General features: G+C 64.2%; 23 protein-coding genes. 3 read left to right on the forward strand and 20 right to left on the reverse strand.

The window, feature by feature from the left end:
• Nucleotides 1-155: 155 nt before the first annotated feature.
• The 14 genes from BLR29_RS02090 to ndk all read right to left on the reverse strand — a co-directional run bounded on the left by BLR29_RS02090 (nucleotide 156) and on the right by ndk (nucleotide 15,508).
• Nucleotides 156-1,307: an ATP phosphoribosyltransferase regulatory subunit gene (locus BLR29_RS02090; RefSeq protein WP_092134254.1), complete on the reverse strand. Its 1,152-nt coding sequence runs from the start codon at nucleotides 1,305-1,307 to the stop codon at nucleotides 156-158.
• A 155-nt stretch (nucleotides 1,308-1,462) separates the two neighbouring features.
• Nucleotides 1,463-2,365 carry a protease modulator HflC gene (hflC, locus tag BLR29_RS02095; RefSeq protein ID WP_092134256.1) on the reverse strand — a complete coding sequence of 301 codons (903 nt, stop codon included), beginning with the start codon at nucleotides 2,363-2,365 and terminating at the stop codon, nucleotides 1,463-1,465.
• Between the two features lie 11 nt (nucleotides 2,366-2,376).
• A complete protein-coding gene (gene hflK / locus BLR29_RS02100; protein ID WP_092134257.1) occupies nucleotides 2,377-3,726 on the reverse strand; it encodes an FtsH protease activity modulator HflK in 1,350 nt (449 codons plus the stop codon).
• Nucleotides 3,727-3,846: 120 nt separating this feature from the next.
• Entirely contained in the window at nucleotides 3,847-5,124 is a 1,278-nt protein-coding gene (gene hflX, locus BLR29_RS02105; protein ID WP_092134259.1) for a GTPase HflX, read from the reverse strand.
• 220 nt (nucleotides 5,125-5,344) lie between these two features.
• Nucleotides 5,345-5,584, reverse strand: coding sequence for an RNA chaperone Hfq (gene hfq / locus BLR29_RS02110; RefSeq protein WP_012353158.1), 240 nt, complete (start codon nucleotides 5,582-5,584; stop codon nucleotides 5,345-5,347).
• Nucleotides 5,585-5,794: 210 nt separating this feature from the next.
• Nucleotides 5,795-7,138, reverse strand: coding sequence for a ribosome biogenesis GTPase Der (der, locus tag BLR29_RS02115; protein WP_092134260.1), 1,344 nt, complete (start codon nucleotides 7,136-7,138; stop codon nucleotides 5,795-5,797).
• 223 nt (nucleotides 7,139-7,361) lie between these two features.
• Nucleotides 7,362-8,537, reverse strand: a complete 1,176-nt coding sequence (gene bamB / locus BLR29_RS02120) for an outer membrane protein assembly factor BamB (RefSeq protein ID WP_092134262.1) — start codon at nucleotides 8,535-8,537, stop codon at nucleotides 7,362-7,364.
• 33 nt (nucleotides 8,538-8,570) lie between these two features.
• Nucleotides 8,571-9,203: a tetratricopeptide repeat protein gene (locus BLR29_RS02125; RefSeq protein ID WP_092134263.1), complete on the reverse strand. Its 633-nt coding sequence runs from the start codon at nucleotides 9,201-9,203 to the stop codon at nucleotides 8,571-8,573.
• Nucleotides 9,204-9,278: 75 nt separating this feature from the next.
• Nucleotides 9,279-10,634, reverse strand: a complete 1,356-nt coding sequence (gene hisS / locus BLR29_RS02130; protein WP_092134265.1) for a histidine--tRNA ligase — start codon at nucleotides 10,632-10,634, stop codon at nucleotides 9,279-9,281.
• Between the two features lie 49 nt (nucleotides 10,635-10,683).
• Nucleotides 10,684-11,976, reverse strand: a complete 1,293-nt coding sequence (gene ispG / locus BLR29_RS02135; protein WP_092134266.1) for a flavodoxin-dependent (E)-4-hydroxy-3-methylbut-2-enyl-diphosphate synthase — start codon at nucleotides 11,974-11,976, stop codon at nucleotides 10,684-10,686.
• 47 nt (nucleotides 11,977-12,023) lie between these two features.
• The gene (locus BLR29_RS02140; protein ID WP_092134268.1) at nucleotides 12,024-13,109 is read right to left on the reverse strand and encodes a RodZ domain-containing protein; all 1,086 of its coding nucleotides are present in this window, start codon (nucleotides 13,107-13,109) and stop codon (nucleotides 12,024-12,026) included.
• Entirely contained in the window at nucleotides 13,102-13,881 is a 780-nt protein-coding gene (pilW, locus tag BLR29_RS02145; RefSeq protein WP_092134270.1) for a type IV pilus biogenesis/stability protein PilW, read from the reverse strand. The genes BLR29_RS02140 and pilW overlap by 8 nt, the downstream gene beginning before the upstream one ends.
• Nucleotides 13,878-15,032, reverse strand: coding sequence for a dual-specificity RNA methyltransferase RlmN (rlmN, locus tag BLR29_RS02150; RefSeq protein ID WP_092134272.1), 1,155 nt, complete (start codon nucleotides 15,030-15,032; stop codon nucleotides 13,878-13,880). The genes pilW and rlmN overlap by 4 nt, the downstream gene beginning before the upstream one ends.
• Before the next feature lie 50 nt (nucleotides 15,033-15,082).
• A complete protein-coding gene (gene ndk, locus BLR29_RS02155) occupies nucleotides 15,083-15,508 on the reverse strand; it encodes a nucleoside-diphosphate kinase (protein WP_092134274.1) in 426 nt (141 codons plus the stop codon).
• Between the two features lie 341 nt (nucleotides 15,509-15,849).
• Here ndk and BLR29_RS02160 point away from each other — a divergent pair, with 341 nt between their 5' ends.
• Entirely contained in the window at nucleotides 15,850-16,554 is a 705-nt protein-coding gene (locus BLR29_RS02160) for a Bax inhibitor-1/YccA family protein (protein ID WP_092134276.1), read from the forward strand.
• Nucleotides 16,555-16,620: 66 nt separating this feature from the next.
• Here BLR29_RS02160 and rlmD read toward each other — a convergent pair whose 3' ends face one another.
• On the reverse strand, nucleotides 16,621-18,009 hold the full coding sequence (gene rlmD / locus BLR29_RS02165; protein WP_255371103.1) for a 23S rRNA (uracil(1939)-C(5))-methyltransferase RlmD: 1,389 nt from the start codon (nucleotides 18,007-18,009) through the stop codon (nucleotides 16,621-16,623).
• A 116-nt stretch (nucleotides 18,010-18,125) separates the two neighbouring features.
• Between rlmD and BLR29_RS02170 the strand changes: the two genes are divergently transcribed.
• A complete protein-coding gene (locus BLR29_RS02170) occupies nucleotides 18,126-18,980 on the forward strand; it encodes an endonuclease/exonuclease/phosphatase family protein (protein WP_092134278.1) in 855 nt (284 codons plus the stop codon).
• A gap of 15 nt (nucleotides 18,981-18,995) precedes the next feature.
• Here the strand turns inward: BLR29_RS02170 and BLR29_RS02175 are convergent, their stop codons facing one another.
• The 5 genes from BLR29_RS02175 to surE all read right to left on the reverse strand — a co-directional run bounded on the left by BLR29_RS02175 (nucleotide 18,996) and on the right by surE (nucleotide 23,641).
• A complete protein-coding gene (locus tag BLR29_RS02175; protein WP_092134279.1) occupies nucleotides 18,996-19,835 on the reverse strand; it encodes a 3'-5' exonuclease in 840 nt (279 codons plus the stop codon).
• Nucleotides 19,832-20,989: an RNA polymerase sigma factor RpoS gene (gene rpoS / locus BLR29_RS02180; RefSeq protein ID WP_092134281.1), complete on the reverse strand. Its 1,158-nt coding sequence runs from the start codon at nucleotides 20,987-20,989 to the stop codon at nucleotides 19,832-19,834. The genes BLR29_RS02175 and rpoS overlap by 4 nt, the downstream gene beginning before the upstream one ends.
• Nucleotides 20,990-20,995: 6 nt before the next feature.
• Complete coding sequence (locus tag BLR29_RS02185) at nucleotides 20,996-21,874, reverse strand: peptidoglycan DD-metalloendopeptidase family protein (RefSeq protein WP_092134283.1); 879 nt, start codon at nucleotides 21,872-21,874, stop codon at nucleotides 20,996-20,998.
• An 8-nt stretch (nucleotides 21,875-21,882) separates the two neighbouring features.
• A complete protein-coding gene (locus BLR29_RS02190) occupies nucleotides 21,883-22,788 on the reverse strand; it encodes a protein-L-isoaspartate(D-aspartate) O-methyltransferase (RefSeq protein ID WP_092135385.1) in 906 nt (301 codons plus the stop codon).
• 100 nt (nucleotides 22,789-22,888) lie between these two features.
• On the reverse strand, nucleotides 22,889-23,641 hold the full coding sequence (surE, locus tag BLR29_RS02195) for a 5'/3'-nucleotidase SurE (RefSeq protein WP_092134285.1): 753 nt from the start codon (nucleotides 23,639-23,641) through the stop codon (nucleotides 22,889-22,891).
• Between the two features lie 254 nt (nucleotides 23,642-23,895).
• Here surE and BLR29_RS02200 point away from each other — a divergent pair, with 254 nt between their 5' ends.
• Nucleotides 23,896-24,870: an NADPH:quinone oxidoreductase family protein gene (locus BLR29_RS02200; RefSeq protein ID WP_092134287.1), complete on the forward strand. Its 975-nt coding sequence runs from the start codon at nucleotides 23,896-23,898 to the stop codon at nucleotides 24,868-24,870.
• The last annotated feature ends 107 nt before the right edge of the window (nucleotides 24,871-24,977 follow it).

Raw genomic sequence — 24,977 nt, forward strand, 5'->3', positions numbered from 1 at the left:
ACGTATTCTACTCTCGTTGCCGAACGGTTCCCGGTTTTCGGGCACCCGTATGACACACCTTTGCCGCCGAATCCGGGAGCCGGATCGGCAGAAAGGCGCTAAAAGGCCACATGGAGAGCGGGAAACCGGACCGGCGCGAACTGCCGGTCCGGGGTTTAGCGCGGCACCACCACCCAGCTGTTACCCTGGCGCAGCAGTTGCCGGTCGCAGTTAAATTCGTCGAGCTCATGAGTATGGCCCGGCAGCGACTGAATCACGATCTCGCCTGCCGCGCGCAACGACGCGATGGCCGCACGCAACTCCGGATCGGCGCCCCAGGGGGCGAAGATGGCCTGGGCGCGAACCTCCACGGGCGACAACGCGGCCACCTCGCGTAGATCCAGCGAGAATCCGGTCGCGGGACGCGCACGGCCGAAGGCCTCGCCCACCTTGTCGTAACGGCCGCCACGAGCCACATAGTTGGGCAGCCCAGACACGTAAGCCGTAAACATCACCCCGCTGTGATAGTGGTAACCGCGCAAATCCGACAGATCGATATTTACGCTGGCGCCACGGACCTGCGCGGCCAGTGCCGCCAGCTCGTCCAGCGCGCGGCCGATGGCCGGGCTGCCCGGCAGCGTGGCGCGGGCGCGCTCGATCACGTCGATGCCACCATACAGCGTGGGCAGCGCCAGCAGTGCATCGCGCTCGGTCTGTGGCAGGCCAACGGTCAGCTCGCGCAGCGCCGGCACATCCTTGGTTTCGAGCGCGGCGAACATGGCGTCCTCGATCTTGCGAATCGACGGCAGGCCATCGAGCAGCGCCTCGAGAATCCCGGCATGGCACAGGTCCAGCCGAACGTCGGTCAGGCCGGCGACCTGCAGCGCGGCCAGCATCAGTTCCTGGATTTCCACATCCGCTTCCAGGCCGGCATGGCCGTAGATCTCGGCGCCGATCTGAATCGGCTCGCGCGTGGCGTGGAAACCCGCCGGACGCGCGTGCAGTACGTTGCCGGCGTAGCACAGGCGCGTCACGCCCGGACGGTTCAACAAGTGGGCGTCGATGCGGGCGACCTGCGGCGTGATGTCCGCGCGCAGGCCGAGCGTACGGCCAGACAGTTGGTCCACCAGCTTCAGCGTGCGCAGGTCCAGGTCATGACCAGTCCCCGTCAGGAGCGACTCCAGGTACTCCAGCATCGGGGGCATGACCAGCTCGTAGCCATACGTGCGGAACAGGTCCAGCATGCGGCGGCGCAGTTCTTCGATCTTGCGCGCTTCCGACGGCAGGACGTCGGCAATGTTTTCGGGCAGGAGCCAGTGGTTGGACATGGCAAATCTCTTCTTTCAAAAACGGTTGCAGGCCGGCATGGCCAGCCTGGCGTCCGGCGAGGCGCGCGCCGCACTTGGACACGCCGCCTCCAGCCGGACAAAACCCCGGACGGACCGGGGTTTTGTCGAAACTCACGCGAACTGCGCGCTTCGCTCTATTTTTTGCCTCCGGCGGCAGCCGGGGCATTCGCACCACCGGACGAGCGCATATAGCGGAAGAAGTCCGAGTTCGGCTCCAGCACCATTACGTCACGCTTGTCGCGGAAGGTGTTGCGGTAGGCTTCCATGCTGCGCCAGAACTGGGCGAAGCTGGGATCCTTGCCGAACGCGTCGGCGTAGATCTGCGATGCCTTGGCATCGCCTTCGCCCTTGACTACCTGCGCATCGCGATAGGCCTCGGCCAGCACCACTTCGCGCTGACGGTCGGCATCGGCGCGAATTTTCTCACCTTCGGCGGCGCCCGTCGAACGCAACTCGTTGGCCACGCGCTTGCGCTCCGCTTCCATGCGGCGATACACGGATTCGCTGATCGCCGGCAGCAGGTCCACGCGCTTCAGGCGCACATCCAGGATTTCCACGCCCACGGACTGCGCATACTCGGCCATGCCGGTACGGATGCTCTGCATGACCTTCTCGCGCTCACCCGCCACCACATCAGCGACCGTGCGCTTGCCGAACTCTTCACGCGCCACGGCATCGATCCGCTGCGTCATGCGATCCTGCGCGCCGCGCACGTTGCCACTAAAGGCCACGAAGAACTTGCGCGGATCGGTGATGCGCCACTTGACGAACCAGTCCACCACCATCGACTTCTTCTCGGCGGTCAGAAAGCGCTCGCTGGCGGCCACGTCGATCGTCTGCAGGCGGCGATCCATGAACACCACGTTCTGCAACGGCGGCGGCAGTTTGAAATGCAGGCCAGGTTCGCGCACCACCTGCTTGATCTCGCCGAAGGCGAACACGACGGCGTACTGGCGCTGGTCGACGACAAACAGCATCGACGACGCGATGGCCAGCACGATGAAAAGGCCAATGACAAAGGAAATCAGTCGGTTCATGACGGGTCTCCTCAGCGCGAGTCGCGGTCGCGGTTGCGCATCGACTCGCGCGACCGGATGTCCGTCGACGAATCCGGCACGGCCGGCGCATTGGTACCCGGCGCAACCGCCGCGGGCGCCGGACTGCCTCCCTGCACCTGCGTCATCAGCTTGTCCAGCGGCAGGTACAGCAGGTTGTTCCCCGACTTGGCATCCACAAGGATCTTGTTCGAATTGGCGTAAATCTGCTGCATGGTTTCGATATAGATGCGGTCGCGTGTGACCTGCGGCGCCTTGGCGTACTCCGTCTGCACCGAGCGGAAGCGGGCCGCATCACCCTCGGCCTGTGCCACCACGCGGGAGCGATAGGCTTCGGATTCTTCCTTCAGGCGCGCCGCCGTACCCTTGGCGCGCGGCAGGATGTCGTTGGCATAGGCCTGGCCTTCGCTGATCGCACGCTCGCGATCCTGGCTGGCCTTGTTCACGTCATCGAACGCAGCCTGCACCTGCTCGGGCGGCTGCACGCTCTGCACGTTCACGGAAATCACGCGAATGCCGGTCTTGTAGGCAGTCAGGATCGACTGGATCGACTTGGCCAGCGACTGGGCGATCTGCTCGCGGTTCTCGTACAGCACCGCATCCATCTTGTTGCGGCCGACGATCTCGCGCACGGAGGTCTCAGCGGCCTGCGTGACCAGTTCCTCGTCGCCACCTCGGTCGGTACGATTGAAGAACAGGAATTCACCGGCGTCCTGGATGTCGTATTGCACCGTGAAGCGGACGTCGATGATGTTCTCGTCCTGCGTCAGCATCGACGAGTCCTTCAGGTTGCTATCCTTGATCGACGTGGCCCGACCCACTTCCACCGAGCGAACCGCCGACAGGTTCACCACCTCGGCCGACTGGATCGGCCAGGGCATGCGCCAGTTGATGCCGGGGCCCGTGGTGTACTTGAACTTGCCGAACTGCAGGATGACGGCGGTTTGGCCTTCCTGCACCATGAAGAAGCCGCTGGCAAGCCAGATGCCGATCACGGCCGCGATGATCACGCCCACGCCCACATTGGAGCTCTTGCCAGGCACGCGCGGGCCACTGCCGAGGCCGGGGCCGCCGCCGTTGTCCTTGCGGCCCAGCAGGCCATTCAGGCGACGATTGAAGTCACGCCAGAGCTCATCCAGGTCGGGCGGACCGTCCTGTGGACGCTGGTTCTGCTGGCGATTGTTGTCTTTGTCTTTGTCCTTGTCTTCATCGTCCTGACCGTTACGGCCCCAGCGAGGGTCGTTCAGAGAGAAGATGGCACGCAGGCGCGGCCAGCCCGCAAAACGCGGGGCGCGAGTGCCTGTCATAAAGCGCGAGTCAGGATTCCGGTGGAACAGGGGCATGAAGTGCACGGGTCCGGGAAGTTTGGAACAGGGGGATTCTAGCAGCCATCTTGATCACATTTGCTCAAAATCCCCAATCGGGCGGCGAATCTCGCCTAACGACGATCAGTTTGGGCGGTGTCAGGCCCGTCGATCCTCGTCTGAGGTCTTGTCGGCGCCATCATCGGCACCGTCCGCCTGGTCCGCCGGCTCGTCACCGGAGTCCCAGCCGTCATCGTCGCCGGCCAGCATCGGCACTTCGGCCAGCCGGGGGTCGTAAGGCTCTGGTGCTTCCGGCTGCGAGGCCAGCCATTGCGCCACATCAACGATCGACTGGCGCAGCGCGTCCAGCCCCAGCCCCTCGCGGGCGCTGACGAAGACGCGGGTCGGCACGCCGTCTTCATTACGCTCCACGCGCGGGCCCTGCTCCATCAGCTCGGACGCTGCATCGATCTTGTTCATCACGACGATCTGCGGGATATCGATCGCATCGATTTCCGCCAGTACGCGATTGACCTGCTCGATCTGCTCGTGCCGGACGGGACTCGATGCATCCACCACATGCAGCAGCAGGTCGGCGTGCACGGTTTCGTCCAGCGTCGCGCGGAAAGCCGCCACAAGTTGCGTCGGCAGGTCGCGAATGAAACCCACGGTGTCCGACAGCACCACGTTGCCTAGTCCGTCCAGAAACAGCCTGCGGGACGTGGTGTCGAGCGTGGCGAACAGCTGGTCGGCCGCATAGGCGCGCGCCTTGGTCAGCGCGTTGAACAGCGTCGATTTGCCCGCGTTGGTATAGCCGACCAGCGAGATGCTGAGCGTGTCATTGCGCGCGCGGGCACGGCGTTGCGTATGGTGCTGGCGTTGCAGGCGCGACAGGTCGGCTTTGAGCCGCTTGGCTCGGTCATCAAGCATCCGTCGGTCCAGCTCAAGCTGGCGCTCGCCGGGGCCACCGCGCATGCCGATACCACCCTTCTGCCGCTCCAGGTGGCTCCATGCGCGAACCAGGCGCGACGCCTGGTATTGCACCTGTGCAAGCTCCACCTGCACCTTGCCGACATGGCTCTGCGCACGCTGACCAAAGATATCGAGGATCAGGCCAGTGCGATCGATCACGTGGCGCTGCAGAAAACGCTCCAGGTTCCGTTGCTGGGCCGGGCTCAATGCGTGATTGAACACGACCACATCCGCGTCCAGCGCATCAGCCGCTTCCTTGAGTTCATCCGCCTTGCCCGAGCCGATAAACAACGCCGGATCGGGACGCGAACGCTTGCCCGTCAGCGTATGCACGGGCACGGAGCCAGCCGTGCTGGTCAGCAGTGCCAGTTCGGACAGGCTTTCCTGGAAGTCATGCTTGCCGAAATCGACGCCGACCAGGATGGCGCGCGAGGGATCGGTATTGGAGGTAGCTCTGGGTTGCAAGCGGGGGGACGCGAAGCGCCGAAGGATGAAACGTTGTTAAGACAAGAAATGTCCGGACTGCGGCAACGTGCCGCGGCCGGGTGCCGCAAGACTCGGAGTCGGAAACAGATTCGGACGGGAAGTGGCGGCGGATAGTATCGCCCGCACGGGGCGGCACTGGAGGTGGGTCACGCAAGGCTGCGGCCGCAAGACGATGCGGCCGGCAGCGAAAGAGGAAAGATCAGGCCTCGGCGGAGTCATCCACGCGGAAGTTGACCGCGCGCGCGGGCACGACGGTGGAAATCGCATGCTTGTAGACCATCTGCGTCACGGTGTTACGCAGCAGAACGACGTACTGGTCGAACGACTCGATGTTGCCTTGCAGCTTGATGCCATTGACGAGGTAGATGGAAACCGGCACGTGCTCTTTGCGCAGCGCGTTCAGGAACGGGTCTTGTAGCAATTGCCCTTTGTTGCTCATGGCACACTCCAAAATTATAGATTTAGTGATGGATGATGGGGACGGAAATCCCCGGTTCAAGTCAGTTGGCGCAAAACCGCGCCAGAAAAAAGATCAAAACGGTACCAGGCTGGCATCAACGCGCAGGGCTCCCCCTGCTACCGTGAATTTAGCCGCAGTTCCAAACGAACGCAAACGAAAGTTGCCCACGAGGAAAGGCACCATTTGGGCTCATTCCTTCGAGTCGGCGTAGGGATTTTTGTTCGTACGAAATTCGATGCGCAGCGGTGTGCCCTTGAGCTTGAACGCCGTCCGGAAGCGATTTTCCAGGTAGCGCCGATAGGTCTCTGCCACACCGCTGAGCGCATTGCCGTGCACCACGATGATGGGCGGATTGGAACCGCCCTGGTGGGCATAGCGCAGCTTCGGCCGCGACGCTCCCACTCGCTTCGGCTGCTGGAATTCCACGGCTTCCTGCAGCACGCGCGTCAGTTGCGGCGTGGGCAGCTTGACCATCGCGGCGGCGTACGCATCGTCCACCGAACGCATCAACGCACCGATGCCCGTGCGCTCGCGCGCGGACACAAAGTGCACGTTGGCAAAGCTCAGGAACTGCAGCTTGCGCTCCAGGTCATGCTTGATGCGGTCGCGTGTGTGGCCATCCAGGCCGTCCCACTTGTTCACGCCCACCACCAGTGCCCGGCCTGATTCGACGATGAAGCCGGCGATGTGTGCATCCTGTTCGGAAATGTCCTGCTGGGCATCCAGCAGCAGCACCACCACGTTGGCATCGGCGATCGATTGCAGCGTCTTCACCACCGAGAACTTCTCGATGGCCTCGAACACCTTGCCACGCTTGCGCAGGCCAGCCGTGTCGATCAGCGTGTACGGCTTGCCGCCACGCTCGAACTCCACATAGATCGCATCGCGCGTGGTCCCCGGCATGTCGAACGCGATGACGCGCTCTTCGCCGATCAGCGTGTTCACGAGCGTGGACTTGCCCACGTTCGGACGGCCCACGATGGCGATCTTGACGCCGTGCTGGCCCGCATCGTCCTGCTCGGCCAGCTCGGGGCGCTCCTGCACCGCCAACTCCAGCGCCTCGTCGACGAGTTCGCTCACGCCGTCGCCATGCGTCGACGAAATGGCATAGGGATCGCCCATGCCCAGCTCGTAGAATTCCGCCGCCACCGAGGTGTACTTCATGCCCTCGACCTTGTTGATCGCCAGCATGATGCGGCGGCCGGTCTTGCGCAGGTAATCGGCAATCACCCGATCCTGCGGCGCGAGGCCGAGGCGGCCATCGACGAGGAAGATGACGACATCGGCCTCGACCACGGCCTGGCGGGTCTGCTTGGCCATTTCCGCCACGATCCCGTCCTTGGCCACGGGTTCGAAACCACCCGTGTCGATGGCGATAAATGGACGATCGCCGATGCGGCCCTCACCGTAGTGACGGTCCCGCGTCAGACCCGGCAGGTCCGCGACAAGTGCGTCGCGCGAGCGGGTCATGCGATTGAATAGCGTCGACTTGCCCACATTGGGACGGCCGACGAGTGCGATAACTGGTTTCATGCAATAAATGGAAACAGGGGGAAGCTTGCGCCGTCCCCCAGCAACTCCGGAGTCATGTTGATCCGACAACCAACGCGCCTTATGCGCGGCTGGCCGCTCTTCCTGTCGGGCGGAATCGGGCGCCGGGCCCCATTCCAAGGTTGTTGGCACGACCAGGGATCATGCTACCGGATTGGCGCCGTCCGTGCGACAGGGGCACGGACGGGCTTGCGTGCGTTGGCGATCAGTTCGGCACGAAGCCGTAGATGTCGCCGTCGCGGGTCTGGACGATCAGCGTTTCGCCGGCCACCACGGGTGCCGCGCTGATGGCGCTGCCATCGGTCTTCATGCGTGCCACGACCTGCCCATCATCACGGGACAGGAAGTGGACAAAGCCTTCGAAATCCCCTATCACTACCGAGCGGCCCAGCGCCAACGGCGCGCCAAGGCCACGGTAGCGCAGCTGGTCGTTCTTCCAGCGCTCGTTGCCGTTCTGGCGGTCGAACGCGAAGACCGTCGACGTCTCGTCACTCGCGAACAGCGAAGTGTCGTCCTGCGCGAGACCGGTCGGCGACGAGAAATCCTTGCCCCACTGCGGCTGGCCGTTGGCCAGTTCCAGGCACGACACACGGCCCTGGAACGTGGTGGCGCACACCTGGCGGCCATTGATCACGGGCACGCCGGTCACATCGTTCAGGCGTTCAATCTCGGACACGCCCTTCGGATAGGACACCGTGCTTTCCCAGCGCAGCACGCCGTTGGCCGGCGCCAGCACGCCAATCTTGCCGCCTGGGAAGCCCGTGACGATGCCGTCGCCGGCAAACACCATGCCCATGGCCGCGCGCAGGTTCAGCGGGGTCTGGGAGCGCTGATAGATCCAGCGGCGTTCCCCCGTCTGGGCATCCAGCCCGATCACGCGCGTATCGGTCGTACGCACCACCACCAGACCGTTGCCAACCAGCGGCGCCGACAGCACCTCACCGTTGACCTGCTTCTTCCAAATCTGCTTGCCGCTACTGTCGAACGCGTAAACCGCGCCCTTCTCGCCGGCCACGGACGTCACAGAACCGTCGGAACCCGGGCCCGACGTCAGGTCGATGTCCGTCTTGGCCTTCCACAACGTACGCCCGGTGTTGCCCTCGAGGGCCAGCACCGTGCCGTTCCTGGCCGATACGTACACGTTGTTGCCGGCCGCCATGGGCGCCATCACGTAGGCGCCGCTCTTGCCGACATCGGCCTTCCAGGCCTGCTTGACCGACAGCGTCGCCGAAACCGGCTTCAGTTCCGTCGGCGGATGCTTGTTTTCCTTGCTGAACAGCGAGCAGCCTGCCAGCACGCCCAGGCAGGTGCCGGCGACGAGCGCGCGGGCGACACGGCGGGACGACGGGCGGGAGACAGCTGCACGAAGCAATGACGTCATAGAGATACGATCCTAGATGGAATGAAGGTCCGCTCAGGCCGTGCCCAGCGCGTCGAGCTTGAACTGAATGATCTGGCGCATGCCGGCTTCGCCGGCGCCGAGCTTGTCCAGCGCGCGGCGATAGGCGGTACGGGCGTCGTCGCGCTTCTCCTGCGCGGCCAGCAGATCGCCGCGGCGATCTGCAAACAGGGCTTCGTACTGTGCAGGCGGCTCGTCCTTGAGCAACGCCAGACCCTGGTCGTAGGCTTTCTCATCGAGCAGGACGCCAGCCAGACGCACGCGCGCCAGCGGGGCGTAGTCTTCACCGCCATGGTCGATGGCCCACTGCAGTTGCGACTTGGTGCCAGCCAGGTCGCCGGCGTCGTACAGCACCTTGGCCGCGACCAGCGCGCTCATCGGGCCATAGGCCGTGCGACCGAACTTGTCTTCCAGGTCGGTAGCCGCCCGCTTGACGCGATCGGCGTCACGGCTTTCAGCGGCCTTCGTCACCTGCTCGTACAGCAGCGCCGCATCGCGCGCCTGCACACGTTGCCAGTAGTTCCAGCCGCTCCAGGCCGCAAACGCGAGCAAGGCGGCAATCAGGATCCAGGTGATGATGTTGCCGTACTGGTTCCACCAAGCCTTGAGGCTCTCAAGCTGTTCCTGTTCTTCTAGATCGTAAGCCATGTCGAGGCAGTTACCCGCATAGGTTGAAAAGTGCGGCCGCACCCGGGGCGGCCACGCTGCTTGCTGTTGCTTTGCCTATTGCTCGTCGTCGGCGTCGTCGTCGGACTCGATGGCATTGACCATCGCGTCGATGACATAGTCGACCACGCTTCCAGCCGGCACGCTGGCTTGCGGGCCACCTTCGCCCGCGCTGCCGCCGCGCAGCTGCTTGACTTGCACCACATCGGCGGCCACTTCATCGTCGCCAATAATAACGGCAAAGGATGCGCCACTCGCGTCGGCGCGCTTCATCTGCGACTTGAAGCTGCCGCTCTTGCCATCCGGCGTGGCATGCAGCACGACGTCCAGGCCAGCATCCCGCAACCGCTCCGCCGCGATCATCGCCTGCTGGCTGGCAGCCTCGCCCTGGTGAACCATGTAGACGTCGCAACCGGAAGCCTCCGGCACCAGATTCTCTTCGCGAATCAGTTCGATGATCCGCTCGACGCCCATCGCCCAGCCGCAAGCCGGGGCCGGCTTGCCGCCCATCTGCTGGATCAGCGGATCGTAGCGGCCACCGCCGGCGATGGTGCCCTGTGCGCCGAGCTTGTCCGTGATCCACTCGAACACGGTCAGGTTGTAGTAGTCCAGGCCGCGCACCAGGCGGGGATTGATCTTGAACGGGATGTTGTTGGCCTTCAGCAGGCGTTGCACGCCTTCGAAGTGAGCCAGCGATTCCTCGCCCAGGAAATCGATCAACTTCGGTGCGTTGGCCGCCATCTCCTGCAGCGCGGGATTCTTCGTATCCAGCACCCGCAGCGGATTGGTGTACAGACGGCGCTTGCTGTCGTCGTCCAGGATGTCCTGGAAGCCTTCCAGATACTTGACCAGCTGCTCGCGGTGCGCGGCGCGCTCATGCGCCTGGCCCAGAGAATTAAGCTCCAGCCGGACGTTGATCAGCCCCAGATCGTCCCACAGCCGCTGGCACATGAGAATGATCTCGGCATCCACGTCCGGGCCGGCAAAGCCCAGCGCCTCGGCGCCGAGCTGGTGGAACTGACGATATCGCCCACGCTGCGGACGCTCGTGGCGGAACATCGGTCCTGCGTACCAGAGCCGCTTGGGGCCGTCGTACAGCAGGTTGTGCTCGATCGTCGCACGCACCGCCGCTGCCGTGCCCTCCGGGCGCAGCGTCAGGTTTTCGCCGTTCAGCGCGTCGGTGAAGGAGTACATCTCCTTCTCGACAATGTCCGTCACCTCGCCGATGCCGCGGATGAACAGCTGCGTATGTTCGACGATTGGCGTGCGGATCTGCTGATAGCCGTAGGCACGCAGCATGCTGCGCGCGGCGTTCTCGAACATTTCCCACAGCGGGGCGTCGGCGGGCAGCATGTCGTTCATGCCCTTCACGCCCTGCAGTGCCTTGGCGGCCTTCGTCTTGTCTTCGCTCATGTCTGATTCGTTGCTCGCAGTGATGCCCTGCCCTGACCGGTTCAGGATCTCAGGCCACCGCTTCCTGTTTTGCTTGCGTGGCGCCGGGGCCGTAGTGCGTACGGACGTACTCGTCGACGATCGCCTGGAATTCCTCGGCGATGCGCTCGCCGCGCAGCGTCTTTACCTTCACGCCGTCCACGAAGACCGGTGCCGCCGGCGATTCGCCGGAGCCCGGCAGCGAGATGCCAATGTTGGCATGCTTGCTTTCGCCCGGACCATTGACGATGCAGCCCATCACCGCCACGTCCATCTCTTCCACGCCCGGATAGGTGGTCTTCCAGGTTGGCATCTGCTCGCGCAGGTAAGCCTGGATGCTGGCAGCCAGTTCCTGGAACGTGGTGCTGGTGGTACGGCCACAGCCGGGGCATGCAATCACCATCGGCGTGAAATTGCGCAGCCCCATCGTCTGCAGGATTTCCTGGCCGACGTAGACTTCCTTCTCGCGTGGCGCACCGGGTTCCGGCGTCAGCGAGATACGGATCGTGTCGCCGATGCCTTCCTGAAGCAGCACCGACAGCGCAGCGGTCGACGCCACAATGCCCTTGCTGCCCATGCCGGCTTCGGTCAGGCCCAGATGTAGCGCATAGTCGCAGCGGCGGCCCAGCTCGCGATAGACCGCGACCAGCTCCTGCACCTGCGACACCTTGCACGACAAAATGATCTGGCTGCCAGGCAGGCCAATCTCCTCGGCCTTCTGCGCGGATTCGATCGCCGACGTGATCAGTGCCTCGACCATCACGCTTTGCGCTGGCCACGGCTCGGCGCGCTGGGCGTTCTCATCCATGACGCGCGCCAGCAGTGCCTGATCCAGGCTGCCCCAGTTCACGCCGATGCGTACCGGCTTGTTATAGCGGCACGCCATTTCGATCATTTGCGCGAACTGCGTGTCGCGCTTGGCGCCCTTGCCCACGTTGCCGGGGTTGATGCGGTACTTCGAGAGCGCCTGGGCACACTCGGGATAGTCGTGCAGCAGCGTGTGACCGTTGTAGTGGAAGTCGCCGACCAGCGGCACGTTCACACCCATGCGATCCAGTTGCTCGCGAATGGCCGGCACCGCAGCAGCGGCCTCAGGCGTATTGACGGTGATCCGGACGATCTCCGAACCGGCACGGGCCAGTTCCTTGATCTGGATAGCCGTGCCGATTGCATCGACCGTATCGGTATTCGTCATCGACTGCACGCGCACCGGCGCACCACCGCCAATCGTGACGATATTGTCGCCCCACGCGACGCTCGCCTGGCGCGATTGCCGACGCGGCAGCGGACCGGGAACGACCGGCTGGAAGGCCTTCTGGTTCATAGCATTACCACCTTCTTGCATGGCTGACTGCGCCACCTACATCCGCATTACTGCAGCGTCAGGCGCGCCACATTGTTTCGGTTGGCCGACTGGAAATCGACGGGCGCGCCATTGCGCGTCATCGACTCCACGCCTTTCACATTACCAAGTATGACTTTGTAGGGTCCGCCCGCGCCGGTGCCGCTCACGGCATCGCCGGCCTTGGCCGTACCCCCGAGAATGACCTTGCCGCTGCGGTCGCGAACCTCGTACCAGGAATCGGCCGAGAAACGGATCTGCACCTGGCCATCACCCTTGGCCACGGCAGGTGCTGCGGTCGTGGCGGTGGCGGCCGCTGCCGCGGAAGCCGGCGCAACCTTGGCGACCGGCGCCGCAGGAGCCGACGCTGCCTTGATGACCGGCGCCTCGGGCGCGGCGGGCGCGGCCTCGGACGGACCCAGGGCACCACCAGTGGCGAGCGGCATGCCGGCCACGCTCGCCGGCGGGGCTTCGGACGGGGCAGGAGAATCATTGCCCGCCATCACCGGAGGCAGCGCCGCGGTCACGGTGCCATCATTGTTGCTTTGCGGGGCGGTTTCATGCTCCTCGGCCACGGCCGGCGCCTCCGCTGCGGCCTTGTTTCGGGCTTCCAGCCATGCCTTGGCATGGTCGAAACCGAAATAGCCGCCCGCTGCCAGCCCAGCCACCACGAGGAACAGCCAGACCAGACGGCCGCCCGATCCACCCGCGCTGCGGGTCCCGAAGCGCTTGCGATCATCGAAGGTCTGGTTGAGCGCCCCTTCATGTCGGCGCGTGATTTCCGCCACGGGCATTGCCTGGGCCTGCGCATGGTAGCGGCCCAACAGCATATCGATATCGACATGGAGCGAGCGTGCATACGCGCGCATCACGCCCTTCGCGAACGTCACGTCAAGCAGGCTCGACACATTGCCCGACTCGATCGCTGCCAGCTTGGCCGAGGCCACCTTCAGGCGGGCGCTGACGTCTTCCAGGGACATGCGCTGCGTTTCGCGCGCTTCTTTCAGCTGCGCCCCGATTTCGCGAGCCACGGCCTCACGATCGGAGTCTGTCGCGCCGCCGCCGACGTGTGCCGTCGTTGCAGCCTGGCTTTCGGCGCGCTCTTGTTCACTCATCCCAAGCTCCTCTCTCGAATGCGGTCAGCTCGCGCGAGTCTGGGAAACGGCTGCGCAGTTGCGCCACCATGGCGCTCTGCGTCTCGGCGTCGCCCTGGCGACGAGCAATGCGCGCACCCAGCCAGAGGGACTGCGCGCTGACGAATCGGCTATTGTTGACGCGGCCAACGAACTGCCTGGCCTGCGCCATATCCCCGCGCTGGAAGTTCAGCAGCGCCAGGTTGGTGTTAACTGACGGATCGTTGCGATCATATCCGTAGGCCGTTTGCAAATTTTTTTCAGCCGATGCCAGGTCGCCATTGCGCAACTCGCAGGCACCCAGGTTGGTCAGCGGCTTGACCGGCCCATTGACCGACGGTGCCTGTACCGCGCGCTGCAGCATCGATTTCGCATCTGCATAGCGGCCGTTCAGGCAAAGAAACCAGCCATAGTTGTTGAGCACATCGGCATCGTTGCCGCGCATATTCAGCGCAGTGCGGAAGCTGTCCTCAGCCAGCACCTGCTCGTTCATGCCCATGTAGACCAGCGCGCGCACGTGGTACGCATCCACCAGCATGGGGTCGATGGCGATCGCCTGCTTGACCTCGTCCAGCGCCACCGAATACTGTCGCGCATCCAGGTACTGGGTAGCGAGCTGCAGCCGGATGCCGGCGCGGCGGCTGGCATCGGTCTGGTCAGAAGCGGTCTTGATATCCTGCGTGGGCGTGGGTGGCAACGTGCAGGCGGACAACATCATCAGCCCGATCAGGGCCGCGACAATCAGACGGGTCATGCAGGACGGGCCTCCCGAGATTGGCCGGCGGCAACCACCGGCACCAGTGGCGTGATCTTGCCGAACTTGCCGCGCTCGGCCAGACGGGTACGATCCATGACCTCGCCAGCCAGCTGGCCACAGGCGGCGTCGATGTCGTCGCCGCGGGTCTTGCGGATCGTGGTAACCAGGCCCGCATCCATCAGTACCTGGGCGAAGCGGCGAATCTGCTCGTTGTTCGAGCGCTTCAGCCCCGATTCAGGGAACGGGTTGAACGGGATCAGGTTGAACTTGCACGGCACATCGGCCACAAGCTTCAGCAATTCCCGCGCATGTTCGACGGTGTCATTGACGCCGTCGAGCATGCAATATTCGAAGGTAATGAAATCGCGCGGCGCGAATTCCAGGTAGCGGCGGCATGCCGCCATCAGTTCGGCCAGCGGATATTTCCGGTTGAGCGGGACCAGCACGTCGCGCAACGCATCGTTGGACGCGTGCAGCGACACGGCCAGCGCCACCGGCAGGTCCTTGGACAGGCGGTCCATCATCGGCACCACGCCGGAAGTGGACAGCGTCACGCGACGGCGCGACAGGCCGTATGCGTTGTCGTCGAGCATCAGCCGCATGGCAGGCACCACCGCGTCATAGTTGAGCAGCGGCTCGCCCATGCCCATCATCACCACATTGGAGATGACACGCTCGTCCTTGGGGCCGCGGCCCAGCTGGGCGCGCATGGCGAATTCGGCCATCCAGAGCTGGCCAATGATCTCGCCGGTCGAGAGGTTGCGGGAGAACCCCTGCTTGCCGGTCGAACAGAACCGGCAGTTGACGGCGCACCCCGCCTGCGACGACACGCACAGCGTACCGCGCGTGTCCTCTGGGATGTACACCGTCTCCACCGCGTTGCCGGCGCCTACATCGAGCAGCCACTTCCGCGTGCCATCGGACGACACGTTGTCGGTGATGATGGCCGGCGAACGGATCTCGGCACGCGTCGCCAGCTTTTCGCGCAGCGACTTGGCGAGATCCGACATGGCGTCGAAGCGGCTGGCACCGAACTGGTGGATCCAGCGCTGCAATTGCCGCGCACGAAACGGCTTCTCGCCGAGCTCGCCGCAATAGGCAGTGAGCGCGTCCGCGTCGAGATCGAGCAGGTTGACGAGATCGTTCATGACAGCAATTCCAGCAATACTTCAGTAGACAGTCGTGTTGTCAGGGACAATCAGCGGCTGTAAACGTTCATGCCCGGGAAGAAGAAGGCCACTTCCACGGCAGCCGTTTCCGGAGCGTCCGAGCCGTGCACGGCGTTGGCGTCGATGCTGTCGGCGAAGTCGGCACGGATGGTGCCCTTCTCTGCCTTCTTCGGATCGGTGGCGCCCATCAGGTCACGATTCTTGGCGATGGCGTTTTCACCTTCCAGGGCCTGGATCATGACCGGGCCGGAGACCATGAAATCCACCAGATCCTTGAAGAACGGGCGTGCCTTGTGCACAGCGTAGAACTGCTCGGCTTCACCGCGCGACAGGTGAGCCATCTTCGCGGCAACGACTTTCAGGCCGGCGGCCTCGAAACGGGCGTAGATCTGGCCGATAACGTTCTTGGCCACGGCATCCGGCTTGATAATCGACAGGGTGCGTTCGATCGCCATGAAAAACTCCGAAAAATGAAGGGGTTACAAATGGATTAAACGTGCAATTCTAGCACGAGACGATGGCGGTTTCGAGCACGCACCCCGTCGGCACCGGCGGGCCCGCGGGAGCACGGCCCGGGATCGCCAAAAGCAATTCTTGCAGCACATTTTGCCGGCAAAGAAAGGGAACGGCAGCAACGGTTCCCCGTCAAATGTGTGCGAATTCGGAAAACAACCAATGCAGCAGGTGGTTGTGAAGACAATACCCCTCTTGCAAATCCGCCGACGCGATGCCACATTGACGCTGTGCCGCCCGGGTCGCCCCGGCGCCTCACCGATATCTGATGACAGGAGTCACCATGAACAACAAGCTGAACACTTACGGTTTCGGCAATAGTGCTGCGGGCGTCACCGACGTCGTCGTCCGCAACCGGGTCCTACGCAATACCTACTGGCTGCTGGCTCTCTCGATGATCCCGACGGTGCTCGGCGCCTGGATCGGCGTGGCCACCGGCTTCACGATGATGGCGGGTAGCCCCGGCCTGTCCCTGATTTTGTTCTTCGCGATCGCCATGGGCTTCATGTTTGGCATCGAGAAGACCAAGAACAGCGGCATGGGCGTAGTCCTGCTGCTGGCGTTCACGTTCTTCATGGGCCTGATGCTGTCCCGCCTGATCAGCGCAACCCTGTCGTTCTCGAACGGCCCGGCGCTCATCATGTATGCGTTCGGTGGCACCGCAGCCGTGTTTGCCACGATGGCGTCGATCGCCACGGTCAGCAAACGCGATTTCTCGGGCATGAGCAAGTTCCTGTTCGTCGGCGTCATCCTGCTGATCCTGGCCAGCGTGGCCAACATCTGGCTGCAAATGCCGGCCTTGATGATCACGGTATCCGTCATCGCGATCGGCATCTTCTCGGCCTATATCCTCTTTGACGTGCAGCGCATCGTGAACGGCGGCGAAACCAACTATGTGACCGCCACGCTCGCGATTTACCTGGACGTGTACAACGTGTTCGCCAACCTGCTGGCGCTGCTGGGTATCTTCGGCGGCAACCGCGACTGACGCAGCCACGCTGAAACGAAAAAGCCGGCCAACGGGCCGGCTTTTTTCATGGGCGCTTGCCACACATCAGTCGCGCTCGAACACCGCGATCGACTCCACGTGAGACGTGTGCGGGAACATGTTCACCACACCCGCGCCGGCCAGGCGATAGCCGGCCTCGTGGACCAGCAGGCCCGCGTCGCGCGCAAGCGTCGCCGGGCTGCATGACACGTAGACGATACGCTTCGGCAGCACGTCGCTGCCAGCCTGGTGCAGTTCGCCCAACGCCTTGCAGACAGCCAGCGCGCCTTCACGCGGCGGATCCACCAGCCAGCGGTCGAAGCGGCCCAGTGCGGCGATTTCCTCGGCCGTCACCTCGAACAGGTTGCGACAAGCAAACGAGGTCTTGCCCGCCAGCCCGTTGTATTCGGCATTGGCCAGCGCACGCGTCGTCAGCGCCTCACTGCCTTCAATTCCCATTACCGAAGTGCCCTGCGTGGCTAGCGGCAGTGTGAAGTTGCCGATGCCGCAGAACAGGTCGAGCAGACGATCAGTCGGCTGCGGGTCCAGAAGGCGCAATGCGCGCCCGATCAGCACGCGGTTGATCTGGTGGTTGACCTGCGTGAAGTCCGTCGGCTTGAACGGCATCCGAATACTGAACTCGGGCAGCGTGTAGGCCAGCTCCTGATCAGCCGGGTAGAACGGATAGACCGTGTCCGGGCCCTTGGGCTGCAGCCAGAACTGCACGTTGTGCCGATCGGCAAACGCGCGCAGCAGGTCTTTGTCTGCATCGGTCAGCGGCTCCAGGATCCGCAGCACCAGCGCCGTGACCTCGTTGCCAACGGCCAGCTCGATCTGCGGCATGCGCTCGCGAATGGAGAGCCCCGACACCAGCTCGCGAAGCGGCACCAGCATCGCCGACACATGCGGCGGCAATATCTCGCAGCGCGTCATGTCGGCCACGTAGCTGCTCTTGCGCTCGTGAAAACCCACCAGCACTCCACCCTTCTTGGCGACGTAGCGCACGGTCAGCCGCGCGCGATACCGGTAACCCCAGTCCGGTCCGGCGATCGGCCGGAACACCACGTCTGGCCGCACCTTCGAAAGGTGCCAGAGGTTGTCTTCCAGCACACGCTGCTTGATGGCAAGCTGGGCACGCGCATCCAGGTGCTGCATGGAGCAGCCGCCACAAACGCCGAAATGCTGGCAGCCCGGATCCACACGCATCACCGACGCCTGCTTCACCTCCACCAGTTGCGCCTGCTCGTAGCTCGGCTTGCGGCGAAAACTGCGGTAGCTGACGGTCTCGCCCGGCAATGCACCCTCGACGAATATCACCTTGCCCGGTGTACCGTCTTCGTTGACCAGGCGACCCACGCCGCGCGCCTCCATGTCGAGGCTGTCGATCGTGACGACGGGATCCGCGGACGGGTTCGCGTTGGCGACGGATGCGGCGGGTGCAGCACCTGACGGCACCGCTTTGTGGAGCTGGGAGGACACGGCTTGAGACACCAGTGGGACCTGACGTATTGTTTTGCGAAAGCGCGATTGTAGTCCAGTCACGGCGCCGGGCGGCGCTCGGAGGGATAGCGATGGAACTGATCTCGTGGAATATCCAGTGGGGACGTGGCGCGGATGGCAAGGTGGACCTTGCGCGCACCATCGACACACTGCGCAGCATGGCCGATGCCGATGTGCTGTGCCTGCAGGAAGTGACGCGTGGGTTCACCGACATGCCCGGCAACCCCAATCGCGACCAGATCGCGGAGCTCACGGCCCTGCTGCCCGGCTACCGCGTGCTGTTCGCGCCCGGCGTGGACCGCACAGGCGGTGATGGCGGCCATCGACAGTTCGGCAACGTGGTGGCCACGCGGCTCCCCGTACATGAGATTTTCCGCCATGCGCTGCCCTGGCCGGCCGACCCCGACGTGGCATCCATGCCCCGCGTGGCACTGGAAGTGACGGTGCAGATCGGCACGAATCCGTTGCGCATCGTTTGCACGCACCTGGAGTACTACTCGCAAACCCAGCGCACGGCGCAAGCCGAAGCCCTGCGGGACTGGCATGCGCAGGCGTGCGACCATGCCCGTCGCCCGGGCCGTTCGGAAAACAGGCCGGGGCCGTTCACGCCCGAACCGCGTCCCGCGGAAGCCATTCTCTGCGGCGACTTCAACAGCAAGCCGGACGACGTCGCCTACCAGCGCATGCTCGCGCCCTATGCGGACACCACGCCGAACTGGCGCGACGCTTGGGTGCATCGGCATCCGGGTCAGCCGCACGCGCCGACCTGTGCGCTCTACGACAAGGCGCAATGGAAGGAGCCGCCGTTTGCGTGCGACTTCGTCTTCGTTACGGAGAACCTGCTTGGGAAGGTGCTGCGCTGCGAGGTCAATGGCGACACGGATGCGTCCGACCACCAGCCGATCCACCTGACGGTGGATCTCTGAACCCGACCAGCCCGGCTAGAACGATTCGTCCTCGCTCTCAGGGCTCATCGGCTGCAACTGGAACGCGCGCAGATATTCCATCCACTGCGTGCCGGGCAACTCTGCCAGCGACTCCTGCACGAGTGCCATTTCCATGTCGAATTCGCGCGGCGTCAGGCCACCACGCATCAGCTGGAAACGACAATACATCAGGTATGTGTTGACGACATCAGTCTCGCAATAGTCGCGGATCGCGCCGAGCTGGCCTTCCTGGTAAGCCTGCCAGACCTTGCTGCCGTCCATGCCCATCTTGCCCGGAAAGCCGCAGAGCTTGGCCAGGTCATCGAGCGGCGCGCTGGCCCGTGGCTGGTACATCGCCAACAGGTCCATCAGGTCCAGGTGCCGCATGTGATAGCGGCTGATGTAGTTGTTCCACTTGAAGTCGCGGCTGTCGTCGTCGCGGCCCTCGCCCATTTCCCAGTAGCGCGGCGCGGCGACGCCGTTGATCAGGCCGCGATAGTGCAGCACCGGCAGGTCGAAGCCGCCACCGTTCCACGACACCAGCTGCGGGCTGTAGCGCGCGATCAGTTCATAGAACTTCTGGATCAGCGTGGCCTCGCCGTCTTCCAGGGTGCCCAGCGATCCGACGTGGAACACCGCCGAGCCGTCGCGCTGCGTGCGGCGCAGCACGCAGGAAATCGCGGCCACGCGCTGCAGGTGATGCGGCAGGAAGTCCGAGCCGGTCTTCTCCCGGCGGGCGGCAAACGCATGCTCGGCGACGTCGGCGTCGCTCATCGATGCGGGGTGGTCATGCAAACGGCGCAGGCCGGCGACATCGGGAATCGTCTCGATGTCGAATACCAGCACAGGGGTCATAAAACGGCGTCCTTGCGTACACCTTGCGAGGCGAAATGCCGCTTGAGCTTGACGAGTGCTTCCTGCTGGATCTGGCGCACGCGTTCGCGCGTGAGACCCATCTCCTCGGCCAGCTCTTCCAGCGTGGCCGGCTCGATATGGTTGAGGCCGAAGCGTCGTTCCACAACGTAGCGATGCTTTTCCGACAGGCGCGCCAGCCAGAGCTTCATCAGGTTTTCCAACTCGCGGTGGGCCACTTCCTGGTCAGGCGCGGCGTTGTGCTCATCGGACAGGAAATCGAGCAGGCTGGAGCCCGGGTCGAGATCAAACGGCGTATCGAGCGAGGTGGTGTGTTCATTGAGTGCCAGCACGTCCTGCACCTCGTCCGGCGTCTTGCCGAGCAGGTGGGCGATGTCCTCGAGGCTGGCGTCGCGGCCGTCCGTGCCACCCTTTTCGAGGTGGCGCTTGGCACGCAGGACCTGGTTGAGTTCGCGGATCACGTGCACCGGCAAGCGCACGGTGCGGGCCTGGTTCATGATCGCGCGCTCGATGCTCTGGCGGATCCACCAGGTGGCATAAGTAGAGAAACGGAAACCGCGCGACGGGTCGAACTTCTCGATGGCGTGCATCAGGCCAAGGTTGCCTTCCTCGATCAGGTCGAGCAATGGCACGCCGCGGTTCAGGTATCCCTTGGCGATACTGACCACGAGGCGCAGGTTGCGCTCGATCATCACCTGGCGCGCGGAGAAATCCCCGCCCTTGGCCAGCGTGGAGAAATGCAGTTCCTCGGGTGCCGAGAGCAGCGGCTTGATGCTGATGCGGTTGAGATAGTGCTGGACGGTGTCTGCAGCCAGTTCCGTGTGCAACACGGTGCGGAAGTCGTCGTGCTCGGGCGCAGCCTCGGCACCGTTCTCTTCCTCGTCGTCCTCGGACTCGTCGTCTTCGTCGTCGCGATCGTTGTCGTCGACAGCCAGGTCGGCTTCGCGCAAACCGGCGCGCGACACGGCAGTGATCGGCTCGTCCGTGGCTGGCACCATGTCGGACGCGGGATCCTCGGTGAAGATCCCTGCGTCGACAGCATCGTCAGCTTTTGCTACGCCAGCCTTTCCTACCGGCTGCTTGGGACGACGGGTCCTGCTGACAACTCCGGATGAGACAGTTTTCTGGCGTGGCATGAAACCTCACTGTGGCGGCAGATACCGCATCGGATCGACCGGTTTTCCGTTCTTGCGAACCTCAAAGTGCAGCTTGACCCTGTCAGTATCACTGTTACCCATTTCGGCAATCTTCTGGCCCTTGCGGACCGTCGATTGCTCTGCCACCACCACCTTGTCGTTGTAACCGTACGCGGTGAGGTATGTATCGTTGTGTTTGATGATGACAAGATTCCCGTAGCCGCGCAAGGGGCCTACGTGAATCACCCTACCCTCGTCGGCAGCCATCACCGAGTCACCTTTTTTACCCGCGATGTCGATGCCTTTGTTTCCTTTGTCATCAAACTTTCCAACCAGTTGGCCAGAGGCCGGCCAGGCCAGGTGGATGTCCGCGGCGGGCGCGGCAGCGGCGGATGCCGGGGGCGTCGCCGTGGCCGGTGCGGAAGCGGCGCCGGCCTGCGTCGCCGGCGGCACCGAGGCTGTCACCGGCGTGCCCACCGGGCGGGCCGCATCGATCGGCTGCGACTGCACCGTGCCCGGCGCCACCGGCACCGTGGCCACACCCGGCGCGGCATTCACGTCGGCGCTGGGCGGCACCACGCGCAGCAATTGCCCCACTTCGATCTGGTTGGCGTTGGCAATATTGTTCCAGCCGGCAACGTCACGATACGACTGGCCGTTTTCCAGTGCGATACGGTAAAGCGTATCGCCTCGCTTGACCCGATAGTAGCCGGGCGGCGCGGGTTCGGTCGACGCGGCGGCCTGGCCACCTGACGTGGACGTCCGATCCACAACCGGGGCCGGCATGGGGGAATTGGCGCAGGCGGCGAGAATTGCGGCCAGCGCGGTCACGGCGAAAAGCTGTCCGACGCGTGCGAAATGTTCCGATTTCACGATGGTGTGCATAGTTCGACTCAGATGGTGCCCGATTTTAAGGGCACAAAGAAAACGGCTTCAAGCGCGGTTCGGTGAAAACGATGCCGATTGAGGCGCTCGATGAGCAGAAGTTGCTGGGTCACGGTCTGACCCGGTCCGCCAGAGTTGGGGGCTACCACCGGGGCGATCAGTCGCCCGCCCACGGCTAGCTGTTCCAGCAGGGCCTCGGGCACTTCCATGCCCGCGGCGGCCAGGATGATGGCGGAAAATGGCGCCGCCTGCGGCAGGCCGAGCATGCCGTCGCCATAGTGCAGGCGGATATTGGGCACGCGCAGGGGCCGCAGGTTCGCCTTGGCTTGTTCGTGTAGCGGACGGATCCGCTCGATAGAGAACACTTCCTGCGCCACCAGGCTCAGTACCGCGGCCTGGTAGCCGCAACCTGTACCGATTTCCAGCACGCGCGCGAGCGGCTGGTCTGGCGTCAGCCCGTCGCGCAGCAGCTCGATCATGCGCGCCACCACGGAGGGCTTGGAAATGGTCTGCTGGTGGCCGATCGGCAATGCGGCGTCTTCGTATGCCTGCGATGCCAGGCCGGGTTCCATGAACAAGTGGCGCGGCACCGTGCCGATGGCGCTCAGCACGCGCTCATCGCGGATGCCGCCGGCACGCAGCCGTGCCGCCAATGCGGCGCGCGCGCGATCGGACGCCATCCCGCCACCGCCGGCCGTCGCTGCCGAGGCCCGCGCCTCCACAGCACTGCCCGGCACAGGAGGCGACGCGGGCGGTGCCGCCGGCTTGCGCGGCTTGGCCGTGGCGGGAGCAGGCGCGGCGGCGCGCTGGCCGCCCACCGCAGGCAGGCCAGCGGTGCGGGCAGGTGCGGGCTTGCGCTCCACCACCGCATCGAGCGGCAGCGGAAAACGAGGTCGGCGCGGAGGAGAACTCATGTCGGCAAGACCGGCGTGCAGACGCGCGCGCGTATTGCCGCGCATAACGCCGCGCGGCGATCCAGACAGGAAGATCGTGACGTGGGCGCCAGCAACACGCCTACCCCAGCCACTGTCCGAGTTGTTCGAGCTGCCCGCGATGGGTCAGGTCCAGCTGCAGCGGCGTCAGCGAGACGTAGCCGTTGGCGGTCGCGTGGAAATCGGTGCCTTCGCTGGCATCGCGCGCATCGCCGGCAGGGCCGATCCAATAGTTGGTGTCGCCGCGCGGATTCACCTGCGTGATGACCGGCTGCGACGGGTGACGCTTGCCAAGTCGCGTGGCACGCTGGCCGAGGATGTGCTCGTACGGAAGATTCGGGATGTTGACGTTAAGCAGGAACGGCTCGGTGGGCGGGCGGGCAATCACGCGCTCCACGATCTCGCGCGCCACGCGCGCGGCAGCGTCGAGATGCTCCCAACCCTTGTCGACCTGGGAGAACGCAAGCGACGGAATGCCGAACAGATAGCCTTCGATGGCTGCGGCGACGGTGCCCGAGTACAGCACGTCCTCGCCCATGTTCTGACCCTGGTTGATGCCGGACACGACGAGGTCCGGGCGATCTTCCAGCAGGCCGGTCAGCGCCACGTGCACGCAGTCGGTCGGCGTGCCGTTGATGAAACGGAAACCCTTCTGCACGCCTTCGCGCGCCTCGAAGACAGACAACGGACGCTGCAACGTCAGCGAATTCGATGCACCACTATGATTCTGTTCCGGCGCGATCACCGTCACGCGCGCAAGCGGGGCGAGCGCGGCATGCAGAACGGCAAGCCCCGGCGCGAGATAGCCGTCATCGTTGGCGAGAAGGATATGCATGGCCGCGATTGTACCTGAGCGAGGCGCCGCTCGCGGCACCAAAACAGCCCCGCAAACACGCAAAACAGGGCAGATTGTGTCAGCGCGGATGCGGTTTGCCACAATGACCTTGCGGCGAGCTTTCGACTCCCCCACGCCGCCATCGACATCGGGCAAAGTCACACGCACGCTCGAACAGAACGACCGTGCTTTTTTCGGCTACACTTGCCTGAGCCTGCGCGTCAGCGCATGACAACACCATGACCGGAGACAAGATGAAAGCCGTACTGTGCAAAGCCTGGGGCCCGCCCGATTCCCTCTCCCTAGAGACACTGCCTGACCTCGTGCCGGGCGATGGCGAGGTCGTCATCGACGTCAAGGCGGCTGGGGTCAACTTCCCCGACGTCCTCATCATCCAGAACAAATACCAGGCGAAGCCGGCACTGCCCTTCTCGCCGGGATCCGAACTGGCCGGCGTGGTCAATGCGATCGGCGCGGGCGTCACGCACGTCAAGCCGGGCGACAAGGTCATCGCCTACCTGGGCAATGGCGCGTTCGCCACGCAGGCCAAGGCGCCGGCCAATGCCGTCGTGCCGATGCCGCCCGGCATCGATTTCGATGTAGCCGCCGCCTTTACGCTGACTTATGGCACCTCCCATCACGCCGTGGTCGACCGTGGCGAACTGAAGGCGGGCGAAACGATGCTGGTGCTGGGCGCAGCCGGTGGCGTGGGTCTGGCGGCCATCGAGATCGGCAAGGCCATCGGCGCGCGCGTGATCGCCGCGGCGTCCACCGATGAAAAGCTGGCGGTCTGCAAGGAGCATGGCGCCGATGCGCTGATCAACTACAGCACCGAGGACCTGCGTGAGCGCGTGAAGGCGCTGACCGACGGCAAGGGCCCGGACGTCATCTATGACCCAGTGGGCGGCATCTACGCCGAGCCGGCGTTCCGTTCGATCGGCTGGCGCGGTCGCTACCTGGTGGTGGGCTTTGCGAATGGCGAAATCCCCAGGCTGCCGCTGAACCTGGCCCTGCTCAAGGGCGCGTCGCTGGTGGGTGTTTTCTGGGGCGACTTCGCACGCCGTGAACCGCGCGCGAACCAGGCCAACATGGCACAGATGCTCGGCTGGATGAAGGAAGGCAAGATCCGCCCGCACATCTCGGCACGCTATCCGCTGGACCAGGCGCCGCAGGCGCTGAAGGACATGGAAGCGCGAAAGGTAACTGGCAAGATCGTGATCGTGCCGTAATCCTGCCCGGCACAAACAGCAAAGGGGCGCGGCCTGGTGCCGACGCCCCTTTTTCCTGGCCCGGCCCCGCCGCCCCAGGTTCCAGCTTTCCATCAGCGCCCTTCCTT

Origin of the sequence: Cupriavidus sp. YR651 (genome assembly GCF_900101625.1) — a bacterium.
In the GTDB taxonomy this organism is placed as follows: Bacteria; Pseudomonadota; Gammaproteobacteria; order Burkholderiales; family Burkholderiaceae; genus Cupriavidus.

Coding starts and splice junctions, on each gene's coding strand:
- hfq (WP_012353158.1), bottom strand. CDS start 5,584: ATGAGCAACAAAGGGCAATTGCTACAAGACCCGTTCCTGAACGCGCTG.
- BLR29_RS02190 (WP_092135385.1), bottom strand. CDS start 22,788: ATGAGTTCTCCTCCGCGCCGACCTCGTTTTCCGCTGCCGCTCGATGCG.
- BLR29_RS02160 (WP_092134276.1), top strand. CDS start 15,850: ATGAACAACAAGCTGAACACTTACGGTTTCGGCAATAGTGCTGCGGGC.
- hflK (WP_092134257.1), bottom strand. CDS start 3,726: ATGCCCCTGTTCCACCGGAATCCTGACTCGCGCTTTATGACAGGCACT.
- BLR29_RS02175 (WP_092134279.1), bottom strand. CDS start 19,835: ATGACCCCTGTGCTGGTATTCGACATCGAGACGATTCCCGATGTCGCC.
- bamB (WP_092134262.1), bottom strand. CDS start 8,537: ATGACGTCATTGCTTCGTGCAGCTGTCTCCCGCCCGTCGTCCCGCCGT.
- BLR29_RS02200 (WP_092134287.1), top strand. CDS start 23,896: ATGAAAGCCGTACTGTGCAAAGCCTGGGGCCCGCCCGATTCCCTCTCC.
- der (WP_092134260.1), bottom strand. CDS start 7,138: ATGAAACCAGTTATCGCACTCGTCGGCCGTCCCAATGTGGGCAAGTCG.
- pilW (WP_092134270.1), bottom strand. CDS start 13,881: ATGACCCGTCTGATTGTCGCGGCCCTGATCGGGCTGATGATGTTGTCC.
- rpoS (WP_092134281.1), bottom strand. CDS start 20,989: ATGCCACGCCAGAAAACTGTCTCATCCGGAGTTGTCAGCAGGACCCGT.
- BLR29_RS02125 (WP_092134263.1), bottom strand. CDS start 9,203: ATGGCTTACGATCTAGAAGAACAGGAACAGCTTGAGAGCCTCAAGGCT.
- rlmN (WP_092134272.1), bottom strand. CDS start 15,032: ATGAACGATCTCGTCAACCTGCTCGATCTCGACGCGGACGCGCTCACT.
- hisS (WP_092134265.1), bottom strand. CDS start 10,634: ATGAGCGAAGACAAGACGAAGGCCGCCAAGGCACTGCAGGGCGTGAAG.
- ndk (WP_092134274.1), bottom strand. CDS start 15,508: ATGGCGATCGAACGCACCCTGTCGATTATCAAGCCGGATGCCGTGGCC.
- BLR29_RS02185 (WP_092134283.1), bottom strand. CDS start 21,874: ATGCACACCATCGTGAAATCGGAACATTTCGCACGCGTCGGACAGCTT.
- hflC (WP_092134256.1), bottom strand. CDS start 2,365: ATGAACCGACTGATTTCCTTTGTCATTGGCCTTTTCATCGTGCTGGCC.
- BLR29_RS02090 (WP_092134254.1), bottom strand. CDS start 1,307: ATGTCCAACCACTGGCTCCTGCCCGAAAACATTGCCGACGTCCTGCCG.
- BLR29_RS02170 (WP_092134278.1), top strand. CDS start 18,126: ATGGAACTGATCTCGTGGAATATCCAGTGGGGACGTGGCGCGGATGGC.
- surE (WP_092134285.1), bottom strand. CDS start 23,641: ATGCATATCCTTCTCGCCAACGATGACGGCTATCTCGCGCCGGGGCTT.
- BLR29_RS02140 (WP_092134268.1), bottom strand. CDS start 13,109: ATGAGTGAACAAGAGCGCGCCGAAAGCCAGGCTGCAACGACGGCACAC.
- ispG (WP_092134266.1), bottom strand. CDS start 11,976: ATGAACCAGAAGGCCTTCCAGCCGGTCGTTCCCGGTCCGCTGCCGCGT.